This window comes from Streptomyces sp. NBC_00287 (assembly GCF_036173105.1).
Classification (GTDB): Bacteria; Actinomycetota; Actinomycetes; order Streptomycetales; family Streptomycetaceae; genus Streptomyces.
Window position 1 is genome coordinate 6,764,521 of the sequence record NZ_CP108053.1, and the last position, 20,664, is coordinate 6,785,184.

The 20,664-nt window shown below is 70.4% G+C and carries 16 protein-coding genes; 11 read left to right on the forward strand and 5 right to left on the reverse strand.

The features are described 5' to 3' along the window. Positions 1-37: 37 nt before the first annotated feature. Both OHT76_RS31000 and OHT76_RS31005 read right to left on the reverse strand, forming a co-directional pair. A complete protein-coding gene (locus OHT76_RS31000; RefSeq protein WP_328874146.1) occupies positions 38-2,083 on the reverse strand; it encodes a glycoside hydrolase family 31 protein in 2,046 nt (681 codons plus the stop codon). 288 nt (positions 2,084-2,371) lie between these two features. Further along, positions 2,372-3,379 (reverse strand): LacI family DNA-binding transcriptional regulator, encoded by a 1,008-nt coding sequence (locus tag OHT76_RS31005; protein ID WP_328874147.1) that lies wholly within the window; start codon positions 3,377-3,379, stop codon positions 2,372-2,374. 341 nt (positions 3,380-3,720) lie between these two features. Here OHT76_RS31005 and OHT76_RS31010 point away from each other — a divergent pair, with 341 nt between their 5' ends. The 7 genes from OHT76_RS31010 to OHT76_RS31040 all read left to right on the forward strand — a co-directional run bounded on the left by OHT76_RS31010 (position 3,721) and on the right by OHT76_RS31040 (position 13,202). Beyond that, positions 3,721-5,652: an acyl-CoA dehydrogenase family protein gene (locus OHT76_RS31010; protein WP_328874148.1), complete on the forward strand. Its 1,932-nt coding sequence runs from the start codon at positions 3,721-3,723 to the stop codon at positions 5,650-5,652. A gap of 285 nt (positions 5,653-5,937) precedes the next feature. Further along, a complete protein-coding gene (dxr, locus tag OHT76_RS31015) occupies positions 5,938-7,173 on the forward strand; it encodes a 1-deoxy-D-xylulose-5-phosphate reductoisomerase (RefSeq protein WP_328876664.1) in 1,236 nt (411 codons plus the stop codon). 8 nt (positions 7,174-7,181) lie between these two features. Beyond that, on the forward strand, positions 7,182-8,474 hold the full coding sequence (locus OHT76_RS31020) for a M50 family metallopeptidase (protein WP_328876665.1): 1,293 nt from the start codon (positions 7,182-7,184) through the stop codon (positions 8,472-8,474). 169 nt (positions 8,475-8,643) lie between these two features. Beyond that, on the forward strand, positions 8,644-9,801 hold the full coding sequence (gene ispG, locus OHT76_RS31025; protein WP_328874149.1) for a flavodoxin-dependent (E)-4-hydroxy-3-methylbut-2-enyl-diphosphate synthase: 1,158 nt from the start codon (positions 8,644-8,646) through the stop codon (positions 9,799-9,801). A 220-nt stretch (positions 9,802-10,021) separates the two neighbouring features. Continuing rightward, on the forward strand, positions 10,022-10,870 hold the full coding sequence (locus OHT76_RS31030; protein ID WP_328876666.1) for a GNAT family N-acetyltransferase: 849 nt from the start codon (positions 10,022-10,024) through the stop codon (positions 10,868-10,870). Between the two features lie 26 nt (positions 10,871-10,896). Continuing rightward, the gene (locus OHT76_RS31035) at positions 10,897-11,427 is read left to right on the forward strand and encodes a GNAT family N-acetyltransferase (RefSeq protein ID WP_328874150.1); all 531 of its coding nucleotides are present in this window, start codon (positions 10,897-10,899) and stop codon (positions 11,425-11,427) included. A 71-nt stretch (positions 11,428-11,498) separates the two neighbouring features. Then, positions 11,499-13,202 carry a proline--tRNA ligase gene (locus OHT76_RS31040; RefSeq protein WP_328874151.1) on the forward strand — a complete coding sequence of 568 codons (1,704 nt, stop codon included), beginning with the start codon at positions 11,499-11,501 and terminating at the stop codon, positions 13,200-13,202. A 198-nt stretch (positions 13,203-13,400) separates the two neighbouring features. Here OHT76_RS31040 and OHT76_RS31045 read toward each other — a convergent pair whose 3' ends face one another. From OHT76_RS31045 to OHT76_RS31055, 3 genes are read right to left on the reverse strand one after another with little or no spacing between them, the layout of a single operon-like run. Continuing rightward, positions 13,401-14,306 carry an aminoglycoside phosphotransferase family protein gene (locus OHT76_RS31045; protein ID WP_328874152.1) on the reverse strand — a complete coding sequence of 302 codons (906 nt, stop codon included), beginning with the start codon at positions 14,304-14,306 and terminating at the stop codon, positions 13,401-13,403. A gap of 26 nt (positions 14,307-14,332) precedes the next feature. Further along, the gene (locus OHT76_RS31050) at positions 14,333-14,797 is read right to left on the reverse strand and encodes a ferritin-like domain-containing protein (protein WP_328874153.1); all 465 of its coding nucleotides are present in this window, start codon (positions 14,795-14,797) and stop codon (positions 14,333-14,335) included. Then, positions 14,794-15,300, reverse strand: a complete 507-nt coding sequence (locus OHT76_RS31055) for a hypothetical protein (RefSeq protein WP_328876667.1) — start codon at positions 15,298-15,300, stop codon at positions 14,794-14,796. Before OHT76_RS31055 ends, OHT76_RS31050 begins: the two co-directional genes overlap by 4 nt. Positions 15,301-15,495: 195 nt before the next feature. On the opposite strand from OHT76_RS31055, the gene rimP reads away from it, so the two are divergent. The 4 genes from rimP to infB all read left to right on the forward strand — a co-directional run bounded on the left by rimP (position 15,496) and on the right by infB (position 20,630). Then, a complete protein-coding gene (rimP, locus tag OHT76_RS31060) occupies positions 15,496-16,005 on the forward strand; it encodes a ribosome maturation factor RimP (RefSeq protein WP_328874154.1) in 510 nt (169 codons plus the stop codon). A gap of 2 nt (positions 16,006-16,007) precedes the next feature. Further along, complete coding sequence (gene nusA / locus OHT76_RS31065; protein ID WP_186287342.1) at positions 16,008-16,994, forward strand: transcription termination factor NusA; 987 nt, start codon at positions 16,008-16,010, stop codon at positions 16,992-16,994. A gap of 90 nt (positions 16,995-17,084) precedes the next feature. Continuing rightward, on the forward strand, positions 17,085-17,363 hold the full coding sequence (locus tag OHT76_RS31070; protein ID WP_328874155.1) for a YlxR family protein: 279 nt from the start codon (positions 17,085-17,087) through the stop codon (positions 17,361-17,363). Between the two features lie 147 nt (positions 17,364-17,510). Further along, the gene (gene infB / locus OHT76_RS31075) at positions 17,511-20,630 is read left to right on the forward strand and encodes a translation initiation factor IF-2 (RefSeq protein WP_328874156.1); all 3,120 of its coding nucleotides are present in this window, start codon (positions 17,511-17,513) and stop codon (positions 20,628-20,630) included. Positions 20,631-20,664 lie beyond the last annotated feature (34 nt).

Genomic DNA, 20,664 nt, shown 5'->3' on the forward strand with positions numbered 1-20,664 from the left:
GCGGCCGGTCCCTCCCCTACGGGACCGGCCGCACACGTCATTCGGCGATCGGCAGCTCGGCCCCGTCCCGCAGGAACAGCGGGATGCGGTCCAGCGGAGCGTCGACCGTCACGGCCGTACCGCCCCCGTACGTCTCACCCGTCCACGAGTCCGTCCACGAAGCGCCCGCCGGGAGATACGTCGTCCGGGCCGTGGCACCCGCCGTCAGCACGGGCGCCACCAGCAGATCCCGGCCGAAGAGATAGGCGTCGTCCACCGACCACGTGGCCTGGTCCTCGGGGAACTCCAGGAACAGCGGCCGCATCACGGGCAGCCCCTCCTCGTGCGCCTCGCGCATGACCTGGAGGACGTACGGCTTCAGCCGCTCGCGCAGCCGCAGATACCGCTCCAGGATCGCGCCGGCCTCCTCGCCGTACGACCAGACCTCGTTGGGGCCACCCGTCATGTCAGGGCCCAGCGGCATACCCGGGTCGCGGAAGCCGTGCAGACGCATCAGCGGGGACAGCGCGCCGAACTGGAACCAGCGGACCATGACCTCGCGATACGCCGCGTCCTCCGGATCGCCGCCGTGGAAGCCGCCGATGTCGGTGTTCCACCAGGGGATGCCGGACAGCGCGGTGTTGAGACCGGCCGCGATCTGGCGGCGCAGCGTCGGGAAGTCGGTGCCGATGTCGCCGGACCACAGGGCGGCGCCGTGGCGCTGACTGCCCGCCCAGGCCGAGCGGTTGAGGGTGATGATGTCGGTCTCGCCCTCGGCGCTCAGCCCCTCGTGGAAGGCGCGGGCGTTCTCCGCCGGGTAGAGGTTGCCGACCTCCAGGCCCGGGCCCGCCCAATAGCGGAGATTCTCCTGGAAGCCCGGCTTCAGCTCCGGCTCGCAGGCGTCCAGCCAGAAGGCCGTGATGCCGTAAGGATCAAGGTAGTTGGCCTTCACGCGGGACCACAGGAACTCCCGGGCGTCCGGGTTGGTGGCGTCGTAGAAGGCGACCTGGACGGTGGAGGCGACCTCCTTGTCCGGCCAGTCGGCGTGCGCCATCGGGCCGTACTGGGTGCCGATGAAGTAGCCGCGCTGCTCCATCACCGGGTGGTTCTCGGAGAGGGGGGACACCGACGGCCAGACGCTGACCACCAACTTGATGCCCAGCTCGTCCAGTTCACGGACCATCGCCGCCGGGTCCGGCCACTCGTTGAGGTCGAACTTCCACTCGCCCAGGTGCGTCCAGTGGAAGAAGTCGCAGACGATGGCGCTGATGGGCAGGCCCCGGCGCTTGTACTCGCGGGCGACGGACAGCAGCTCGTCCTGGGTGCGGTAGCGCAGCTTGCACTGCCAGAAGCCCGCCGCCCACTCCGGCAGCATCGGCGTCCGGCCGGTCACCGCGCTGTAGCGGCGCTGTGCGTCGGCCGGATCGCCCGCGGTGATCCAGTAGTCGAGCTGCCGGGCCGAGTCCGCGACCCAGCGCGTGCCGTTGTGCGCCAGCTCCACGCGGCCGATCGCCGGGTTGTTCCACAGCAGGGTGTAGCCACGGCTGGAGGTGAGCACCGGGATGCCGACCTCGGCATTGCGCTGGACCAGGTCCAGGACCAGGCCCTTCTGGTCGAGCCGGCCGTGCTGGTGCTGGCCGAGGCCGTAGAGCTTCTCGTCGTCGTAGGCGGCGAAGCGCTGCTCCAGGCGGTGGTGGCCGTTGCCGACCGCCGTGTACAGCCGCGAGCCCGGCCACCAGAAGTGGGCGCGCTCCTCGGCGAGCAGTTCACCGCCGTCGGAGGTGCGCAGGAAGCGGATCAGGCCCTCGGCGTCGATCTCGACCGTGAGTGTGCCGACGGTCAACTGCCCCCGCCCGTCCTCGATCTTGACGGTGGACGAGGTGGCCGGAGCCTCGGTCAGCAGCGCACCCGGGAGCCGTTCGAGGACCGGCCCACCGAGCCGGGCCCGTACCCGCACCGCGTCCGGACCCCACGGCTCGACGCGGACGGTCTCCTGACGACCGCTCCACTCCAGCGCGCCGTCCCGCTCGCGGAACGTGCCGACGGTGGGGGAGGACTGGGAGAGGCTGACGGTGCCGGTTTGTTTGTAGGCAGGCTGGTTCACTGGCAACCTCCGACGATGCCGTGGATCGTCACCAAGATGATCGGGTAAGCTACGCAGCGTGCGCAGCGAGAACCAAGCACGCACAACCTCCTTGTCTTTCGGGGCAACCGGGCTGGTTCCAACCCGGATGGCGCTGATCGCGTAAGACCCGGTCGTTCGCTGAGCGGCCGAGCGGCGTGAGCCAGGAATCCCCCTGTTCCGGCAGGGGGAGGGTTCAAGAGGCGTACTCCTGAAGGAGTGCAGGCATGGGATGCCCTGGTAGGGGCGGATGAGCGGTGTCGGCGGGCGTCAGGCCGGCACCGGTCCCGTGCTTGCCCGTACCGTCAACTCTGGCCTGATGAGTACGACTTCGTCCTCGCCCCGGCCGTCCAGTTTGGCGACGAGGTGCTCCACGGCATGCCGGCCCATCTCCTGGGCGGGGATGGAGACGGACGTCAGCCGCACCGAGGCCTGGACGGCGACCTGGTCGGGGCAGATCGCCACGACCGACACATCCTCCGGCACGGCACGGCCCTGCTGGCGCAGCAGGGCGAGCAGCGGTTCCACCGCCGACTCGTTCTGCACCACGAAGCCCGTGGTGCCCGGGCGCTCGTCGAAGACCCGGGCGAGCGTGACGGCCATCGCGTCGTAGCCGCCCTCGCACGGCCGGTGCAGCAGCCGTACGCCCAACTCCTGGGCGCGGGAACGCAGTCCGTCCAGCGTGCGCTCGGCGAAACCGGTGTGCCGTTCGTAGACCGCGGGCGCCTCGCCGATGACAGCGATGTCGCGGTGCCCGAGCATCGCCAGATGCTCCACGCACAGCGCGCCGGTCGCCCGGAAGTCCAGATCGACGCAGGTGAGACCGGTAGTGTCGGCGGGCAGTCCGATCAGCACCGACGGCTGGTCGGTGTCGCGCAGCAACGGCAGCCGCTCGTCGTCGAGTTCGACATCCATCAGGATCATCGCGTCGGCGAGCCCGCTGCCGGTGACCCGGCGCACCGCGTCCGGGCCCTCCTCACCGGTGAGCAGCAGGACGTCGTACCCATGGATGCGCGCGGTGGTGGCCACCGCGATGGCGATCTCCATCATCACCGGCACATACATGTCGGTGCGCAGCGGGATCATCAGCGCGATGATGTTCGACCTGCTGCTGGCCAGCGCCCGGGCGCCCGCGTTCGGGTGGTAGCCGAGCTCGCGGATGCTCTGCTCGACCCGCTGCCGGGTGGTCGAGGAGATGGACCGCTTGCCGCTGAGGACATAGCTCACCGTGCTCGCCGAGACTCCGGCGTGCTGAGCGACCTCGGCGAGGGTGACCATCCAGCTCTCCAAGTTTTGTGAAGCGCTTCGACAGTGCGCACTGTGAATAGGGGCGGGTGAGGGTGGTTCGACAGTAGCCCCACCGGGGGTGGGTGTCCATAGGTTGTCGAAGCGCTTCGACAGCGAATTTCGACCGCGGCCTTCTCCCGCGACACCGTAGGCCCCGCCCGCCGAAGAAGGCCAAGGCCCTGACGCCTTGACACCAAGAGGTATTCCGTCGACATCGGCTGAACGGCCGCACGCGGGGTGGTCACCTCGCCCCGGATCGGGTACATACGATCGGGTAGCACCAGTCGGTAACGTCGGTCCTCAAGATCCCTATTCGCGGCGAGGTGAGCCTCATGTCCGCTCCAACGACCAAGCCCACAGTCACCGAACGTGAGGCCCGCCAGGTGGCAGAGGCGGCGCGTGAGCAGGACTGGCGCAAGCCCAGCTTCGCCAAGGAACTGTTCCTCGGCCGCTTCCGCCTCGACCTCATCCACCCCCACCCCATGCCGACCGACGAGGCCGCCCAGCGCGGCGAGGAGTTCCTCGCCAAGCTGCGCGACTTCGTCGAGACGAAGGTCGACGGCGCCCTCATCGAGCGCGAGGCCCGCATCCCCGACGAGGTCATCAACGGCCTCAAGGAGATCGGCGCCCTCGGCATGAAGATCGACACCAAGTACGGCGGCCTCGGCCTCACCCAGGTCTACTACAACAAGGCGCTGGCCCTGGCGGGCTCGGCCTGCCCGGCGATCGGTGTGCTGCTCTCCGCCCATCAGTCGATCGGCGTCCCCCAGCCGCTGAAGCTGTTCGGCACGGACGAGCAGAAGGAACGGTTCCTGCCGCGCTGCGCCCGCACCGACATCTCCGCCTTCCTGCTCACCGAGCCGGACGTCGGCTCCGACCCGGCCCGCCTCGCCGCCTCCGCCGTACCGGAGGGGGACGAGTACGTCCTCGACGGAGTGAAACTCTGGACCACCAACGGAGTGGTCGCCGACCTTCTCGTCGTCATGGCCCGGGTGCCGAAGTCCGAGGGCCACAAGGGCGGCATCACGGCCTTCGTGGTGGAGACCAACTCGCCGGGCATCACCGTCGAGCACCGCAACGCCTTCATGGGCCTGCGCGGCATCGAGAACGGCGTCACCCGCTTCCACCAGGTCCGGGTCCCCGCCGCCAACCGCATCGGCCCCGAGGGCGCGGGCCTGAAGATCGCGCTCACCACGCTGAACACCGGGCGGCTGTCCCTGCCCGCGTCCTGCGTGGCCGCCGGCAAGTGGTGTCTGAAGATCGCCCGTGAGTGGTCGGCGGCGCGCGAGCAGTGGGGCAAGCCCCTCGCCCAGCACGAAGCGGTCGGTGCCAAGATCTCCTTCATCGCGACCACCACCTTCGCCCTGGAGGCCGTACTCGACCTGGCCTCGCAGATGGCCGACGAGGACCGCAACGACATCCGGATCGAAGGCGCCCTCGCCAAGCTGTACGCCTCCGAGATGGCCTGGCTGATGGCCGACGAGCTCGTCCAGATCCGCGGCGGCCGCGGCTTCGAGACGGCCGAGTCGCTCCGGGCGCGCGGCGAACGCGCTGTCCCCGCCGAACAGATCCTGCGCGACCTGCGCATCAACCGCATCTTCGAGGGCTCGACGGAGATCATGCATCTCCTGATCGCCCGCGAGGCCGTAGACGCCCACCTCTCGGTCGCCGGCGACCTCATCGACCCCGACAAGTCCCTCCAGGACAAGGCGAAGGCGGGCGCGAACGCGGGAGTCTTCTACGCGAAGTGGCTGCCGAAGCTGGTCGCGGGTCAGGGCCAACTGCCGTACTCCTACGGCGAATTCAAGCAAGAAGTCGACCTGTCCCCGCATCTGCGCTACGTCGAACGCACCTCCCGCAAGCTCGCCCGCTCCACCTTCTACGCCATGTCCCGCTGGCAGGGCCGGATGGAGTCCAAGCAGGGCTTCCTGGCCCGGATCGTCGACATCGGCGCGGAACTGTTCGCGATGAGCGCGGTCTGCGTACGCGCCGAGCACCTCCGCTCCCGGGGCGAGAACGGCCGCGAGGCCTACCAACTCGCCGAAGCCTTCTGCCGCCAGTCCCGCATCCGGATCGAGGAGCTCTTCGGCCGTCTGTGGACCAACACCGACGACGTCGACCGCAAGGTCGCCAAGGGCGTCATGTCCGGCACCTATGAATGGCTGGAGCACGGCATCGTCGACCCCTCCGGCGACGGCCCCTGGATCGCCGACGCGACCCCGGGACCGAGCGAACGGGAGAACGTCCACCGCCCGATCCGCTGACCGGCCACCGACAGGGTGTTCCCCCTCCGCCCCCGTGAGGGGGACGCCCTGTCCTCCCGGACACCCGTTGCGGCAACAATGGGGGGCATGAGCGACTCTCCAGTCCCCCCAGGGCGCGGGCCGGAAGCCCCGTCTGCCCCGCGACGCCATGCACGCACTCTCGGCGCACCGGGCGCCGACCCAAGTACGTCCAGTACGAGGGTCGACGCCCGGCACGCCGAGAGCACGCACCTGACGCCGCAGGGCCCGCCCTCCGGGCGGACGACGGGGCTTCCGGCCCGCGCCCTGGCCGACCCTCATCTGGTGTACGACCCGCTCGCGGGAGACGGCCCGAAGGACGTGGTGATCCTCGGCTCCACCGGGTCGATCGGCACGCAGGCCATCGACCTCGTGCTGCGCAACCCCGACCGCTTCCGGGTCACCGCGCTCTCCGCCAACGGCGGCCGCGTCGCCCTCCTCGCCGAGCAGGCCCACCAGCTGAAGGTCCGCACGGTCGCGGTCGCCCGCGAGGACGTCGTACCGGAGCTGCGCGAGGCCCTGAGCGCGCGGTACGGCGCCGGCGAGCCGCTCCCCGAGATCCTCGCCGGGCCCGAGGCCGCCACCCAGGTCGCCGCCTCCGACTGCCACACCGTCCTCAACGGCATCACCGGCTCGATCGGCCTCGCCCCGACCCTCGCCGCCCTGGAGGCGGGCCGCACGCTCGCGCTCGCCAACAAGGAATCGCTCATCGTCGGCGGCCCGCTGGTCAAGGCGCTCGCCAAGCCGGGCCAGATCATCCCGGTCGACTCCGAGCACGCGGCGCTGTTCCAGGCATTGGCCGCCGGGACGAGAGCGGACGTACGCAAGCTGGTCGTCACCGCGTCCGGCGGCCCTTTCCGCGGCCGTACGAAGGCGGACCTCGCTCAGGTGACCGTCGAGGACGCCCTCGCCCACCCCACCTGGGCCATGGGCCCGGTGATCACGATCAACTCCGCGACGCTCGTCAACAAGGGTCTGGAAGTCATCGAGGCGCATCTCCTCTACGACATTCCCTTCGACCGCATTGAGGTCGTCGTGCATCCCCAGTCGTATGTTCACTCGATGGTCGAGTTCACGGACGGATCCACGATCGCCCAGGCGACGCCCCCCGATATGCGCGGGCCGATCGCCATCGGTCTGGGCTGGCCCGAGCGCGTCCCCGACGCGGCGCCCGCCTTCGACTGGAGCAAGGCTTCGACGTGGGAGTTCTTCCCGCTCGACAACGACGCGTTCCCGTCGGTGAACCTCGCCCGGCATGTCGGTGAGCTCGCGGGTACGGCCCCTGCGGTGTTCAATGCCGCCAACGAGGAGTGCGTGGAGGCCTTCCGGGCCGGCGCGCTGCCGTTCAACGGCATCATGGAGACCGTGACACGGGTGGTCGAGGAGCACGGCACCCCGGCGACGGGAACTTCACTCACCGTCGCGGACGTCCTCGAAGCGGAGACCTGGGCGCGCACCCGGGCCCGGGAACTGGCGGCACAGACGGCGGAGGCCCGTGCATGACGACCTTGATGTTCATCCTCGGCATAGTGGTCTTCGCCGTCGGGCTGCTGTTCTCGATCGCGTGGCACGAGCTGGGGCACCTGTCCACCGCCAAGCTCTTCGGCATCCGCGTGCCCCAGTACATGGTCGGCTTCGGCCCGACCATCTGGTCGCGCAAGAAGGGCGAGACGGAGTACGGCGTCAAGGCCATCCCGTTCGGCGGCTACATCCGCATGATCGGCATGTTCCCGCCCGGCCCCGACGGCCGCCTGGAGGCCCGCTCCACCTCACCCTGGCGCGGCATGATCGAGGACGCCCGCGAGGCCGCGTTCGAGGAGCTCAGGCCGGGTGACGAGACCCGCCTCTTCTACACGCGCAAGCCCTGGAAACGGGTCATCGTGATGTTCGCGGGCCCCTTCATGAACCTGGTCCTCGCGATCGGCCTGTTCCTCACCGTGCTGATGGGCTTCGGTATCTCCCAGCAGACCACCGCCGTCAGCTCGGTCTCCCAGTGCGTCATCGCGCAGAGCGAGAACCGCGACAACTGCGAGAAGTCCGACCCCGCCTCCCCGGCCGCCGCGGCGGGCCTGAAGGCGGGCGACAAGATCCTCGCCTTCGACGGCGTCCGCACCGACGACTGGAACAAGCTCTCCGACCTGATCCGCGCCAACCCCGGCAAGGAGGTCCCGATCGTTGTCGACCGGGACGGCGAGGAGATCACCCTCACGGCGAAGATCGCCACCAACCAGGTCGCCAAGAAGGACTCCAGCGGCCAGATCGTCCAGGGCGAGTACGTCACGGCCGGCTTCCTCGGCTTCAGCGCCGCCACCGGGATCGTGAAACAGGACTTCGGGGACTCGGTGACCTGGATGGGCGACCGGGTCGGCGACGCCGTCGACTCCCTCGCCGCCCTGCCCAGCAAGATCCCGGCCCTGTGGGACGCGGCCTTCGGTGACGGCGAGCGCGAGGCGGACTCGCCCATGGGCGTGGTCGGCGCGGCGAGGGTCGGCGGCGAGATCTTCACCCTGGACATCCCGGCCTCCCAGCAACTGGCCATGGCGGTCATGCTGGTAGCGGGCTTCAACCTCTCCCTGTTCCTCTTCAACATGCTCCCGCTGCTGCCGCTCGACGGCGGCCATATCGCGGGCGCGATGTGGGAGTCGCTGCGCCGCAACACCGCGAAGGTGCTGCGCCGCCCTGACCCGGGTCCCTTCGACGTGGCGAAGCTCATGCCGGTCGCCTACGTCGTCGCCGGGATCTTCGTCTGCTTCACGCTGCTCGTACTGATCGCGGACGTGGTTAACCCGGTGAGAATCTCCTAGCCATACGGAGTTCGCGACGGCCGGGGACCCTGGGGTTCCCGGCCGTCCACCATTGAGTGGGTTTGCCGTGGGGATGTGCTCGTACGATCGCCGGTGCCGTAATCTCGAAGCCTGGAGCCCGCCGCAGACGGGACCGGACCTTGATCCACGACTTGGGGTTGCACAGCAGATGACTGCGATTTCTCTCGGCATGCCGTCCGTTCCGACCAGGGTTGCCGAGCGTCGGAAGAGCCGGCAGATCCAGGTGGGCACGGTCGCGGTGGGCGGCGACGCCCCGGTCTCCGTCCAGTCGATGACGACGACGCGTACGTCCGACATCGGCGCGACCCTCCAGCAGATCGCCGAGCTGACGGCGTCCGGCTGCCAGATCGTGCGGGTCGCGTGCCCGACACAGGACGACGCGGACGCCCTTGCCACCATCGCCCGCAAGTCGCAGATCCCGGTGATCGCGGACATCCACTTCCAGCCGAAGTACGTGTTCGCCGCGATCGAGGCCGGCTGCGCCGCGGTCCGCGTCAACCCCGGCAACATCAAGCAGTTCGACGACAAGGTCAAGGAGATCGCGCGCGCCGCCAAGGACCACGGCACGCCGATCCGCATCGGCGTCAACGCCGGCTCCCTCGACCAGCGTCTGCTCCAGAAGTACGGCAAGGCGACGCCGGAGGCGCTCGTCGAGTCGGCGCTGTGGGAGGCCTCGCTCTTCGAGGAGCACGACTTCCGGGACATCAAGATCTCGGTGAAGCACAACGACCCGGTCATCATGATCGAGGCGTACAAGCAGCTTGCGGCGCAGTGCGACTACCCGTTGCACCTGGGCGTGACGGAGGCGGGCCCGGCGTTCCAGGGCACGATCAAGTCGGCGGTGGCGTTCGGCGCGCTGCTCTCCCAGGGCATCGGCGACACGATCCGCGTCTCCCTCTCGGCGCCCCCCGCCGAGGAGGTCAAGGTGGGCATCCAGATCCTGGAGTCGCTGAACCTCAAGCAGCGCGGCCTGGAGATCGTCTCCTGCCCGTCCTGCGGCCGTGCCCAGGTGGACGTCTACAAGCTGGCCGAAGAGGTGACGGCGGGCCTGACCGGTATGGAGGTCCCCCTCCGCGTGGCGGTCATGGGCTGCGTCGTGAACGGCCCCGGCGAGGCCCGCGAGGCCGACCTCGGCGTCGCCTCCGGCAATGGCAAGGGCCAGATCTTCGTCAAGGGCGAGGTCATCAAGACGGTCCCGGAATCCAAGATCGTCGAAACCCTCATCGAGGAGGCCATGAAACTGGCCGAGCAGATGGAGGCGGACGGAACCGAGTCGGGCGAGCCGTCGGTTTCGGTGGCGGGCTGACAAGGCGTAAAAATCAGCCCCTCCGGCGTTTGAGGAGCGGGGGTCCAGGGGGCGGAGCCCCCCTGGGGCGGGGTAGAAGGGGCGGCAGCCCCTGGAGGATGGGACGGGTAGGGGCGGCGGGGGCGAGTAACCAGGCGCCCACCTGCGCACAGCGGCGCGGCAAAGCATCCGCAGGTACAGTGCGGAGATCAGCCACCCTTAGCGTGTGAGGCCCCCGCAGTTGTTGACCCAGACCACCTCCCGGGTCCTCGAACCGAGCGACCTGGACGCAGCGCTCGCCGTACTGGACCGCGAGCCGGTCGCGAACGCCTTCGTGGCGTCCCGGGTCCAGGTCGCCGGCCTCGACCCCTGGCGCCTCGGCGGCGAAATGTGGGGCTGGTACGAGGACGGCATGCTGACCTCCCTCTGCTACGCCGGCGCCAACCTCGTCCCCATCTGCGCCACCCCCCGCGCGGTAAGGGCCTTCGCCGACCGAGCCCGCCGAGCCGGCCGCCGCTGCTCCTCGATCGTCGGCCCGGCGGAACCCACCGCTCAACTCTGGCGCCTGCTCGAACCGAACTGGGGCCCGGCCCGGGACGTACGGTCCCGTCAGCCCCTGATGGTCACCGACCGCATGCCGGCCGACATCGCCCCGGACCCCTACGTCCGCCGCATCCGCAAGGACGAGATGGACACGATCATGCCGGCGTGCGTGGCGATGTTCACGGAAGAGGTCGGCGTCTCCCCGATGGCAGGCGACGGCGGCCTGCTCTACCAGGCCCGCGTGGCCGAACTGGTCGGCTCCGGCCGCTCGTTCGCCCGCCTCGACGAGCACGGCAAGGTCGTCTTCAAGGCCGAGATCGGCGCCGCGACCGACCGCGCCTGCCAGATCCAGGGCGTCTGGGTGGCCCCTGAGTACCGGGGCCGGGGCATCGCTGCCCCGGCCATGACGGCCGTACTGCGCTATGCGCTGGCGGATGTGGCGCCGGTGGTGAGCCTGTACGTCAACGACTTCAACACGGCGGCGAGACGGACGTATCGAAGGGTGGGCTTCGAAGAGGTCGGCGCCTTCATGAGCATTCTCTTCTGAGACTCCTCCCGCGCTACGCTCCCGGCATGGACCTCGTCATCGGCCCCCTGGACCTGTCTGCCCACGTCGATGAGGCCCTGGCCGTCCAGGCCGTAGCTTTTGGACTGGGGCCGGACGAGGTGGCCGTACGGCGCCAGATCGTCCTGCGGCACATGGCGTACCCGGGAGCGAGAGCCCTGGGCGCCACCGCGAACGGACGGCTCGTGGGTTTTGTGTACGGCATGCCCAATGACCGCACCCACTGGTGGTCCACGGTCGTGGAGCCGTACCTCCGCGCCCAGGGCAACGACCACTGGCTCGACGACTCCTTCGTCATCACCGAGCTCCATGTCCACCCGGCCTACCAGAACCGCGGAGTCGGCCGCGCTCTGATCACCGCGATCACCGACGCCGCCGGCCTGCCCCGCTCGATCCTCTCCGCGATCGACACCGACAGCCCGGCCCGCGGCCTCTACCACTCCCTCGGCTACCAGGACCTCGCCCGCCAGGTCCTCTTCCCCAGCGCCCCCAAGCCGTACGCCGTGATGGGCGCCCCCCTGCCGCTGCGCCGCCGCTAACCGATTTCCACCGCCCCGTACCCCCCGGCTAACCTCCTGCCATAACCCACACCAGCAGGAGTACGAGAACCATGGCGAACGCACCGGTCCAGCGCATGTCCCAGTTGATGGCGAAGACGCTGCGCGACGACCCGGCGGACGCCGAGGTCCTCAGCCACAAGCTCCTCGTCCGCGCCGGCTACGTCCGCCGCACGGCGGCCGGCATCTGGTCCTGGCTGCCCCTCGGCAAGCGGGTCCTCGCCAACGTCGAGCGCGTCGTCCGCGAGGAGATGGACGCGATCGGCGCCCAGGAAGTGCTGCTCCCCGCGCTGCTGCCGCGTGAGCCGTACGAGGCGACCGGCCGCTGGGAGGAGTACGGCGCCGAGCTGTTCCGCCTGCAGGACCGCAAGGGCGGCGACTACCTGCTCGGCCCGACCCACGAGGAGATCTTCACCCTGCTGGTGAAGGACCAGGCGTCCTCCTACAAGGACCTGCCGGTCATCCTCTACCAGATCCAGCACAAGTACCGCGACGAGGCCCGTCCGCGGGCCGGCATCCTGCGCGGCCGTGAGTTCCTGATGAAGGACTCCTACTCCTTCGACACGGAGGACGAGGGCCTCGCCCAGTCCTACGCCCTGCACCGCCAGGCCTACCAGCGCGTCTTCGAGCGCCTCGGCCTCGACTACCGCATCTGCGCCGCCACCGCCGGCGCCATGGGCGGCTCCAAGTCCGAGGAGTTCCTCGCCCCGGCCGAGGCCGGCGAGGACACCTTCGCGGACTGCCCGAACTGCGACTTCGCGGCGAACACCGAGGCGATCACCTACGAGCTGAAGCCGGTGGACGCCGAGGGCGTGCCCGCGCTCGAAGAGATCCCGACCCCGGACACCCCGACCATCGAGACGCTCGCCGCCCACCTCGGCGTCCCGGCCTCCGCCACCCTGAAGAACCTCCTCGTCAAGGTGGACGGCGAGATCGTCGCCGTCGGTGTCCCCGGTGACCGCGAGGTCGACATGGACAAGGTCGAGGCCCACTTCGCCCCGGCCGTCGTCGAGATGGTCACCGAGGCGGACTTCGTCGGTCGCCCGGACCTGGTCCGCGGCTACGTCGGTCCGCAGGGCCTGGGCGAGAAGGTCACGTACCTCGCCGACCCGCGCGTGGCCCCCGGCACCTCGTGGATCACGGGCGCCAACAAGGGGGGCATGCACGCGAAGAACGTCGTCGCGGGCCGTGACTTCGAGGTCGACACCTACGTCGACGTCGTGGTCGTCCAGGAGGGCGACCCCTGCCCCAAGTGCGGCACCGGCCTCAAGCTGGACCGCGCCATCGAGATCGGCCACATCTTCCAGCTCGGCCGCAAGTACGCGGACGCGCTGAAGCTCGACGTCCTCGGCCAGCAGGGCAAGCCGGTCCGCGTGACCATGGGCTCCTACGGCATCGGCGTCTCCCGCGCGGTCGCGGCCCTCGCCGAGCAGACCGCCGACGACAAGGGCCTGTGCTGGCCGGCCGAGGTCGCCCCGGCCGACGTCCACGTCGTCGCCGCGGGCAAGGCCCTGCAGACCGAACTCGCCCTCGAAGTCTCCGAGAAGCTCGCGGCGAAGGGCCTGCGGGTCCTGTGCGACGACCGTGCCGGGGTGTCCCCGGGCGTCAAGTTCACCGACTCCGAGCTGATCGGCGTACCGCAGATCCTCGTGGCCGGTCGGCGCGCCGCCGAGGGCGTGGTCGAGCTCAAGGACCGCCGGACCGGCGAGCGCGAGGAGCTGACGGTCGAGGAGGCCATCGCGCGCCTGAGCGCGTAAAGGAACCCCTTGGAGAACGCGGCGCCGCCGCACTGATCCGCAGCGGCGCCCGACGCACGGCGGCCACCGCGGCGGCAATCACACTCGCGGCGGCGGCCGGGGTGTGCGCGCTCGTCGGCGCGATGCAGGCGACTCCAGTCCCCGCCCGCACACCAAAGCGGGCCCGCAGAGCAGCTGCCGACTGTCCAGAAACCAGCCTCACAACCAGCCCGCAAACTCCAGCAACAACTCGGCATCCTGCGCCCGCCCCACCCGAAGCGCCCGCACCCCGGACTCCACAGCCCGGAAGAGTGTCCACCCCCGCAAGCGCTCCTGATCGACATCCAACGACTCAGCCAGCCGCTTGATCCGCCGCCGAGTAATAGCCGCCCCGGACGGCGAGGCAATCAAATCCTCCACCCGATCCCGCACCAACCGAGCCAGATCGAACGCACACTCACCCACCACCGGATCCGGCCCCACGGCCAACCAAGGCATCCGATCCCCCGCAAGCACCTTGCTCTGCCGAAAAGTGCCATGCAGCAACCGATGCTCAGGCGGCGCAGCCAACAGCTCCTCACGCGCAACAAGCGCGGCGTCAACCAGCGCAGTCACCCCGGAATCGGCATCCGTCGACGCAGTCGCCCGCATCGCCTCGGCCTGCCGAGCCGTCCGCTCGGCCACCGTCTCGAACGCATGATCCCCCGGCGGCGACACCCAGAGCCGCCGCAAGGTCCCCGCCGCCTCCAGCAACGCCTTCGCCTCCGGCAGCGACCGCACCGACACATCCGGATGCAGCCGCTCCAGCAGCAGCACCCCCTCGGTGGTGAACGGTTCCAGCAGCTGTACGGCGCCGAGGCCGTCCCAGTGCGCCAGCGCCGCCCGCTCGCTCTCGGGACGGGCCCGTGGCGGCGCCAGCTTCAGCACGGCCGGCGTGCCGTCCGCCCGCCGGACCAGCACGACCAGGCTGCTGCGCCCGCCGGGCACCTGCACCCGCTCCACGGTCAACTCGCGTAGCGTCACGGCCTGTTGTGCCGTCTCGGGCAGCTTCTCCAGCCATCCGCCGGCGTCCGGTGCCGTCTCACCGAGCGCCCTGACCAGACGCCGCGGCGGTTCGAAAGCCATACGCGAGAGTTTCCTTCCAGTACGCGTCACGCCGTGGGTGTCGCCGAAGCCGAGCCGGTGGCCGCACGCTCGGCGAGCCCAGGGAAGGCTACGCTCTCGCCGCGCCAGCGCACCGCCCGCACCGCCGCCTCCCGCACCGTCTCGGCGGCCGTACGCCGCCGCTCACCCGTGGACGCCCGCACCAGATCGGAGTACACGCCGGCCACCCGGTCCTCCACCTCGGCGGCAAGCCGGGCCGCCGCCGACGAGTCCGGTACGGCGAACGGCAGTACGTACCCGGCCTCCGCGGCCACCGGCTCCCCGCCCAGGTCCAGCACGTCGCGCACCAGGGCGTCCCGCCGTGCCCGATGGGCGTCGTACGCCCCCCGCGCCTCGGCCCGCCGCCCCTCCCGGACCCGCCCACCGACGACGCCGTACCCGTACACCGCGGCATGCTCGGCGGCCAGGGCCGCCTGGAGGGCCGTCAGCTCGCCGTCCTTCGCCTCACTCACGCGTCACCCTCCGTCAGCAGATACACATGCGCCGCCCCGGCCGCTGCCACCGAGGCGAGCAGCCGGGCGAGTTCACCGGGCAGCTCCAGCAGTGCCTCGGTCCTCCGGTCGGCCAGAGTCCGTTCGGCGGCGGCGAGTTCCGCGAGGGCGCCCTTCTCGTCCGACGGCACCGCCGGCGCGCTCGCCGAAGCGGAGGGCGTGGCCGTCTTGGCCGTCGTACCCCCGAAGGCCTCCACATGCCGGACCACCTCCGCCCGCAGCGGGTCCAGGCGCTCAGCCAGCGTCGGATACGCGGCGATCACGGCGTCGTAGCGGTCCACCAACTCCGCGCTGTCCCGGGCCGCACGCGCGCGTGCGCGGTCCGCGGCCGAGGGGCTGCCGCCTGTGCCGTCGGTGTCCGAGCCGGGGGAACAGCCCACGAGCAGCGCGGCGCCGGTGGCCGCGGCGAGCAGGCTCCTTCTGCGCGGCCCCGAGGGCATGCGCGGCGGCGGGGGAAACGGCACGGCAGACGTCCTCGGTGCTCGTACGGAGAGGGAGGGCAGCACGCCCGTGATCACGGTACCCGTGGACATGTCGAAGACCACTCACCGGCACCCGTCCGCTACCCGATGGACGGCAACACACCCCGGGACCGGATACCCTTTGACCAGACACGCGACCCATCCCACAACAGCACACGCGGCCGAGGAGTCACCCGGATGAGCACCACCCAGAGCGAGAGGCTGCGAGAACTTCTGGAACCGCTCGTCAGCTCTCAGGGCCTCGATCTCGAAGAGATCGCAGTGGACTCCGTCGGACGCAAGCGGGTGCTGCGCGTGGTCGTCGACTCCGACACCGGTGCCGATCTGGACCAGATCGCCGATGTGAGCCGTGCGCTCTCGGCGAAGCTCGACGAGACCAGTGTGATGGGCGAGGGCGCGTACGACCTCGAAGTGGGTACCCCCGGTGCGGAGCGCGAGCTCACCGAGCACCGGCACTACACGCGCGCCGTCGACCGCCTGGTGAAGTTCCAGCTCACCGAGGGCGGGGACCTGGTCGCGCGGATCCTGACCGTGGACGACGACGGCGTGGATCTCGAAGTACCCGGAGTGAAGGGCCGCAAGGCCACGACCCGCAGGCTCGCCTTCGGCGACATCGCCAAGGCCCGCGTTCAGGTCGAGTTCAGCCGCAAGGACAAGAAGGACATGAAGGAAGAGGAGGAGGCGTAGCCGTGGACATCGACATGAGCGCCCTGCGGGGCTTGGTTCGGGAGAAGGAGATCTCCTTCGACCTGCTGGTCGAGGCGATCGAATCGGCCCTCCTCATCGCCTACCACCGCACCGAGGGAAGCCGCCGCCACGCGCGCGTGGAGCTCAACCGGGAAACCGGCCACGTGACGGTGTGGGCGAAGGAGGATCCCGAGGATCTGGAGGAGGGGCAGGAGCCCCGCGAGTTCGACGACACCCCGTCCGGCTTCGGCCGTATCGCCGCCACCACCGCCAAGCAGGTCATCCTGCAGCGGCTGCGCGACGCCGAGGACGACGCCACGCTCGGCGAGTACGCGGGGCGTGAGGGCGACATCGTCACCGGTGTGGTCCAGCAGGGCCGCGACCCGAAGAACGTGCTCGTGGACATCGGCAAGCTGGAGGCCATCCTGCCGGTGCAGGAGCAGGTGCCCGGCGAGACCTACCCGCACGGCATGCGGCTGCGCTCCTACGTCGTCCGCGTGGCCAAGGGCGTCCGCGGCCCCTCCGTCACTCTTTCGCGTACGCACCCGAACCTGGTGAAGAAGCTCTTCGCCCTCGAGGTGCCGGAGATCGCCGACGGTTCCGTCGAGATCGCCGCCATCGCGCGTGAGGCCGGTCACCGTACGAAGATCGCCGTCCGCTCCACCCGCAGCGGCCTGAACGCCAAGGGCGCCTGTATCGGCCCCATGGGCGGCCGGGTGCGCAATGTCATGGGCGAGCTGAACGGCGAGAAGATCGACATCGTCGACTGGTCGGACGACCCGGCCGAGATGGTGGCGAACGCGCTCTCCCCGGCCCGGGTCTCCAAGGTGGAGGTCGTGGACATGGCGGCCCGGTCCGCCCGGGTCACGGTGCCGGACTACCAGCTGTCGCTGGCGATCGGCAAGGAGGGCCAGAACGCCCGTCTCGCCGCCCGGCTGACCGGCTGGCGCATCGACATCCGGCCCGACACCGAGCAGCCCGGGGAATAGAACCGAGCCGCAGGTGGCTTGGATCACGACAACAACCGTTCGATTTTTGCCCCAAAGGGGTGAGGTCGGTGCGGGGAGGTAGACTTAAGAGTGTCTGGCCGGACGCAAGCCCCAGCATGCCCCGAGCGCACCTGCGTGGGGTGCCGGGAGCGAGCGGCCAAGAAGGACTTGCTGCGCATCGTGGCGATTAAGGACGAGTGCGTCCCCGATCATCGCGGTACGCTGCCCGGCCGGGGTGCGTATGTGCACCCCGCCCTGGTCTGTCTCGACCTGGCGGTACGCCGTCGGGCGTTCCCACGGGCGTTGCGCGCCCCGGGTCCGCTCGACACCAAGGCGTTGCGCCTCTACGTCGAGCAGGCAACACCGTAAGAAGCGTCGTGCGGAACCCCCGTGCGGCCCAGGTACCCCGCGAGTTGGAAGTAGGTCGAGATTGCGATGAGCACTCGATGAGCACGCGATGAGTACGCCCATGAAGTAGCGACGGTCCGGCCGCAACCCGGACCTAAAAGGAGCGAAGTGGCTAAGGTCCGGGTATACGAACTCGCCAAGGAGTTCGGTGTGGAGAGCAAGGTCGTCATGGCCAAGCTCCAGGAACTCGGTGAATTCGTCCGTTCGGCGTCTTCGACCATCGAAGCGCCCGTTGTCCGTAAGCTGACGGACGCCCTCCAGCAGGGCAGCGGAGGCGGCAAGCCCGCCCCCGCCCGCAAGGCTGCCCCGGCGAAGCCGGGCGCCCCCTCTCCGGCGCAGGCTGCCCGTCCGGCCGCCCCGCGTCCGCCGGCTCCCAAGCCGGCTGCCGAGAAGCCCGCCGCGGCTCCCGCCGCGCCGGCCGCTTCCGGCCCCCGTCCCACCCCGGGCCCGAAGCCCGCGCCGCGCCCCGCGCCGGCGTCCCCGGCTCCGACCACGCCCGAGTTCACGGCACCGCCGGCGGCTCCCGCCGCACCGGCCGCCGCTCAGGGTCAGGGCTCCGGCCCGCGTCCGGGCGCCCAGCGTCCGGCCGGCCAGGCCCCGCGTCCGGGCGCCCAGCGTCCGGCCGGTCCCGGCCAGGGTCGCGGTGACCGTGGCGAGCGTCCTTCCGGCCCGCGTCCGGGTGGCCAGGCGCCGCGTCCCGGTGCCCGTCCGGCCGGTCCCCGTCCGGGCAACAACCCGTTCACCTCTGGTGGCTCCACCGGCATGGCGCGCCCGCAGACGCCCCGTCCGGGCGGTGCCCCGCGTCCCGGTGGCCCGGGTGGCGCCGGTGCTCCCGGCGGCGCTCCGCGTCCGCAGGGCCAGGGCGGTCCCCGTCCCCAGGGCGCGGCGGGCGGTCCCCGTCCGCAGGCTCCGGGCGGCGCGCGTCCCACCCCGGGCGGTATGCCCCGTCCGCAGGGCGGCGGCCCGCGTCCGGGCGGTGGCCCCGGTGGTGCGCGTCCCAACCCCGGCATGATGCCGCAGCGTCCGGCTGCCGGCCCGCGTCCCGGCGGCGGTGGCCCCGGTGGCCGCGGTCCCGGTGGCGGCGGTCGTCCCGGTGGTGCCGGCGGCGGTCGTCCCGGTGGCGGCGGTGGCGGCTTCGCCGGTCGTCCCGGTGGCGGCGGTGGCGGTTTCGCCGGTCGTCCCGGTGGTCCCGGTGGCGGTGGCGGCGGTTTCGCCGGTCGTCCCGGTGGTCCCGCGGGTGCCGGTGGCGGCGGTCGTCCCGGCTTCGGCGGTCGTCCCGGTGGTCCGGGCGGTCGTGGTGGCACGCAGGGCGCCTTCGGTCGTCCCGGCGGTCCCGCGCGTCGTGGCCGTAAGTCGAAGCGGCAGAGGCGCCAGGAGTACGAGGCCATGCAGGCCCCGTCGGTCGGCGGCGTGATGCTGCCTCGCGGCAACGGCGAGACCATTCGCCTGTCGCGCGGTGCTTCCCTCACCGACTTCGCGGAGAAGATCAACGCCAACCCGGCGTCCCTCGTCGCGGTCATGATGAACCTCGGCGAGATGGTCACGGCCACGCAGTCCGTCTCCGACGCGACCCTCGAGGTCCTCGCCGGCGAGATGAACTACACGGTCCAGATCGTCAGCCCCGAGGAGGAGGACCGCGAGCTGCTCGAGTCCTTCGACCTGGAGTTCGGCGAGGACGAGGGCACCGAGGAAGACCTGGTCGTCCGTCCGCCGGTCGTGACCGTCATGGGTCACGTCGACCACGGTAAGACCCGACTCCTCGACGCCATCCGCAAGACGAACGTCATCGCGGGCGAGGCCGGCGGCATCACCCAGCACATCGGTGCCTACCAGGTCGCGACCGAGGTCAACGGCGAGGACCGCAAGATCACCTTCATCGACACCCCGGGTCACGAGGCGTTCACCGCCATGCGTGCCCGTGGTGCGAAGTCGACCGACATCGCGATCCTGGTCGTCGCGGCCAACGACGGCGTCATGCCGCAGACGGTCGAGGCGCTCAACCACGCCAAGGCGGCCGAAGTCCCGATCGTCGTCGCGGTCAACAAGATCGACGTCGAGGGTGCCGACCCGACCAAGGTCCGCGGTCAGCTGACCGAGTACGGCCTGGTCGCCGAGGAGTACGGCGGCGACACGATGTTCGTCGACATCTCCGCCAAGCAGGGTCTGCACATCGACTCGCTGCTGGAGGCCGTGATCCTCACGGCCGACGCCTCGCTCGACCTGCGCGCCAACCCCAACCAGGACGCGCAGGGCATCTCGATCGAGTCCCGGCTCGACCGCGGCCGTGGTGCCGTGGCGACCGTCCTGGTCCAGCGAGGCACCCTGCGGGTCGGCGAGACCATGGTGGTGGGCGACGCCTACGGCCGTGTCCGCGCCATGCTCGACGACAACGGCAACAACGTCGCCGAGGCGGGCCCGTCGACGCCGGTCCAGGTCCTGGGCCTGACCAACGTCCCGGGTGCGGGCGACAACTTCATCGTGGTGGACGAGGACCGTACGGCCCGTCAGATCGCGGAGAAGCGCGCCGCCCGTGAGCGCAACGCCGCGTTCGCCAAGCGCACGCGCCGTGTCTCCCTCGAGGACCTGGACAAGGTGCTCAAGGCCGGCGAGGTCCAGCAGCTCAACCTCATCATCAAGGGTGACGCTTCTGGTTCCGTCGAGGCGCTCGAGTCCTCGCTGCTCCAGCTGGACGTCGGCGAAGAGGTCGACATCCGCGTCCTGCACCGCGGCGTCGGTGCGGTCACGGAGTCCGACATCGACCTGGCGATGGGCTCGGACGCCATCGTGATCGGCTTCAACGTCCGTGCGGCCGGCCGCGCGGCGCAGATGGCCGAGCGCGAGGGCGTGGACGTCCGGTACTACTCGGTCATCTACCAGGCGATCGAGGAGATCGAGGCGGCCCTCAAGGGCATGCTCAAGCCGGAGTACGAAGAGGTCGAGCTCGGTACGGCGGAGATCCGCGAGGTCTTCAAGTCGTCCAAGCTGGGCAACATCGCGGGTGTTCTCATCCGCTCCGGCGAGGTCAAGCGCAACACCAAGGCGCGCCTCATCCGCGACGGCAAGGTCATCGCGGAGAGCCTCAACATCGAGGGTCTGCGTCGCTTCAAGGACGACGTCACCGAGATTCGCGAAGGGTTCGAGGGCGGTATCAACCTCGGCAACTTCAACGACATCAAGGTCGACGACGTCATCGCGACGTACGAGATGCGCGAGAAGCCGCGCGCGTGATCTGACACGCGACCGGGGCCGGTCGGCGGAAGTT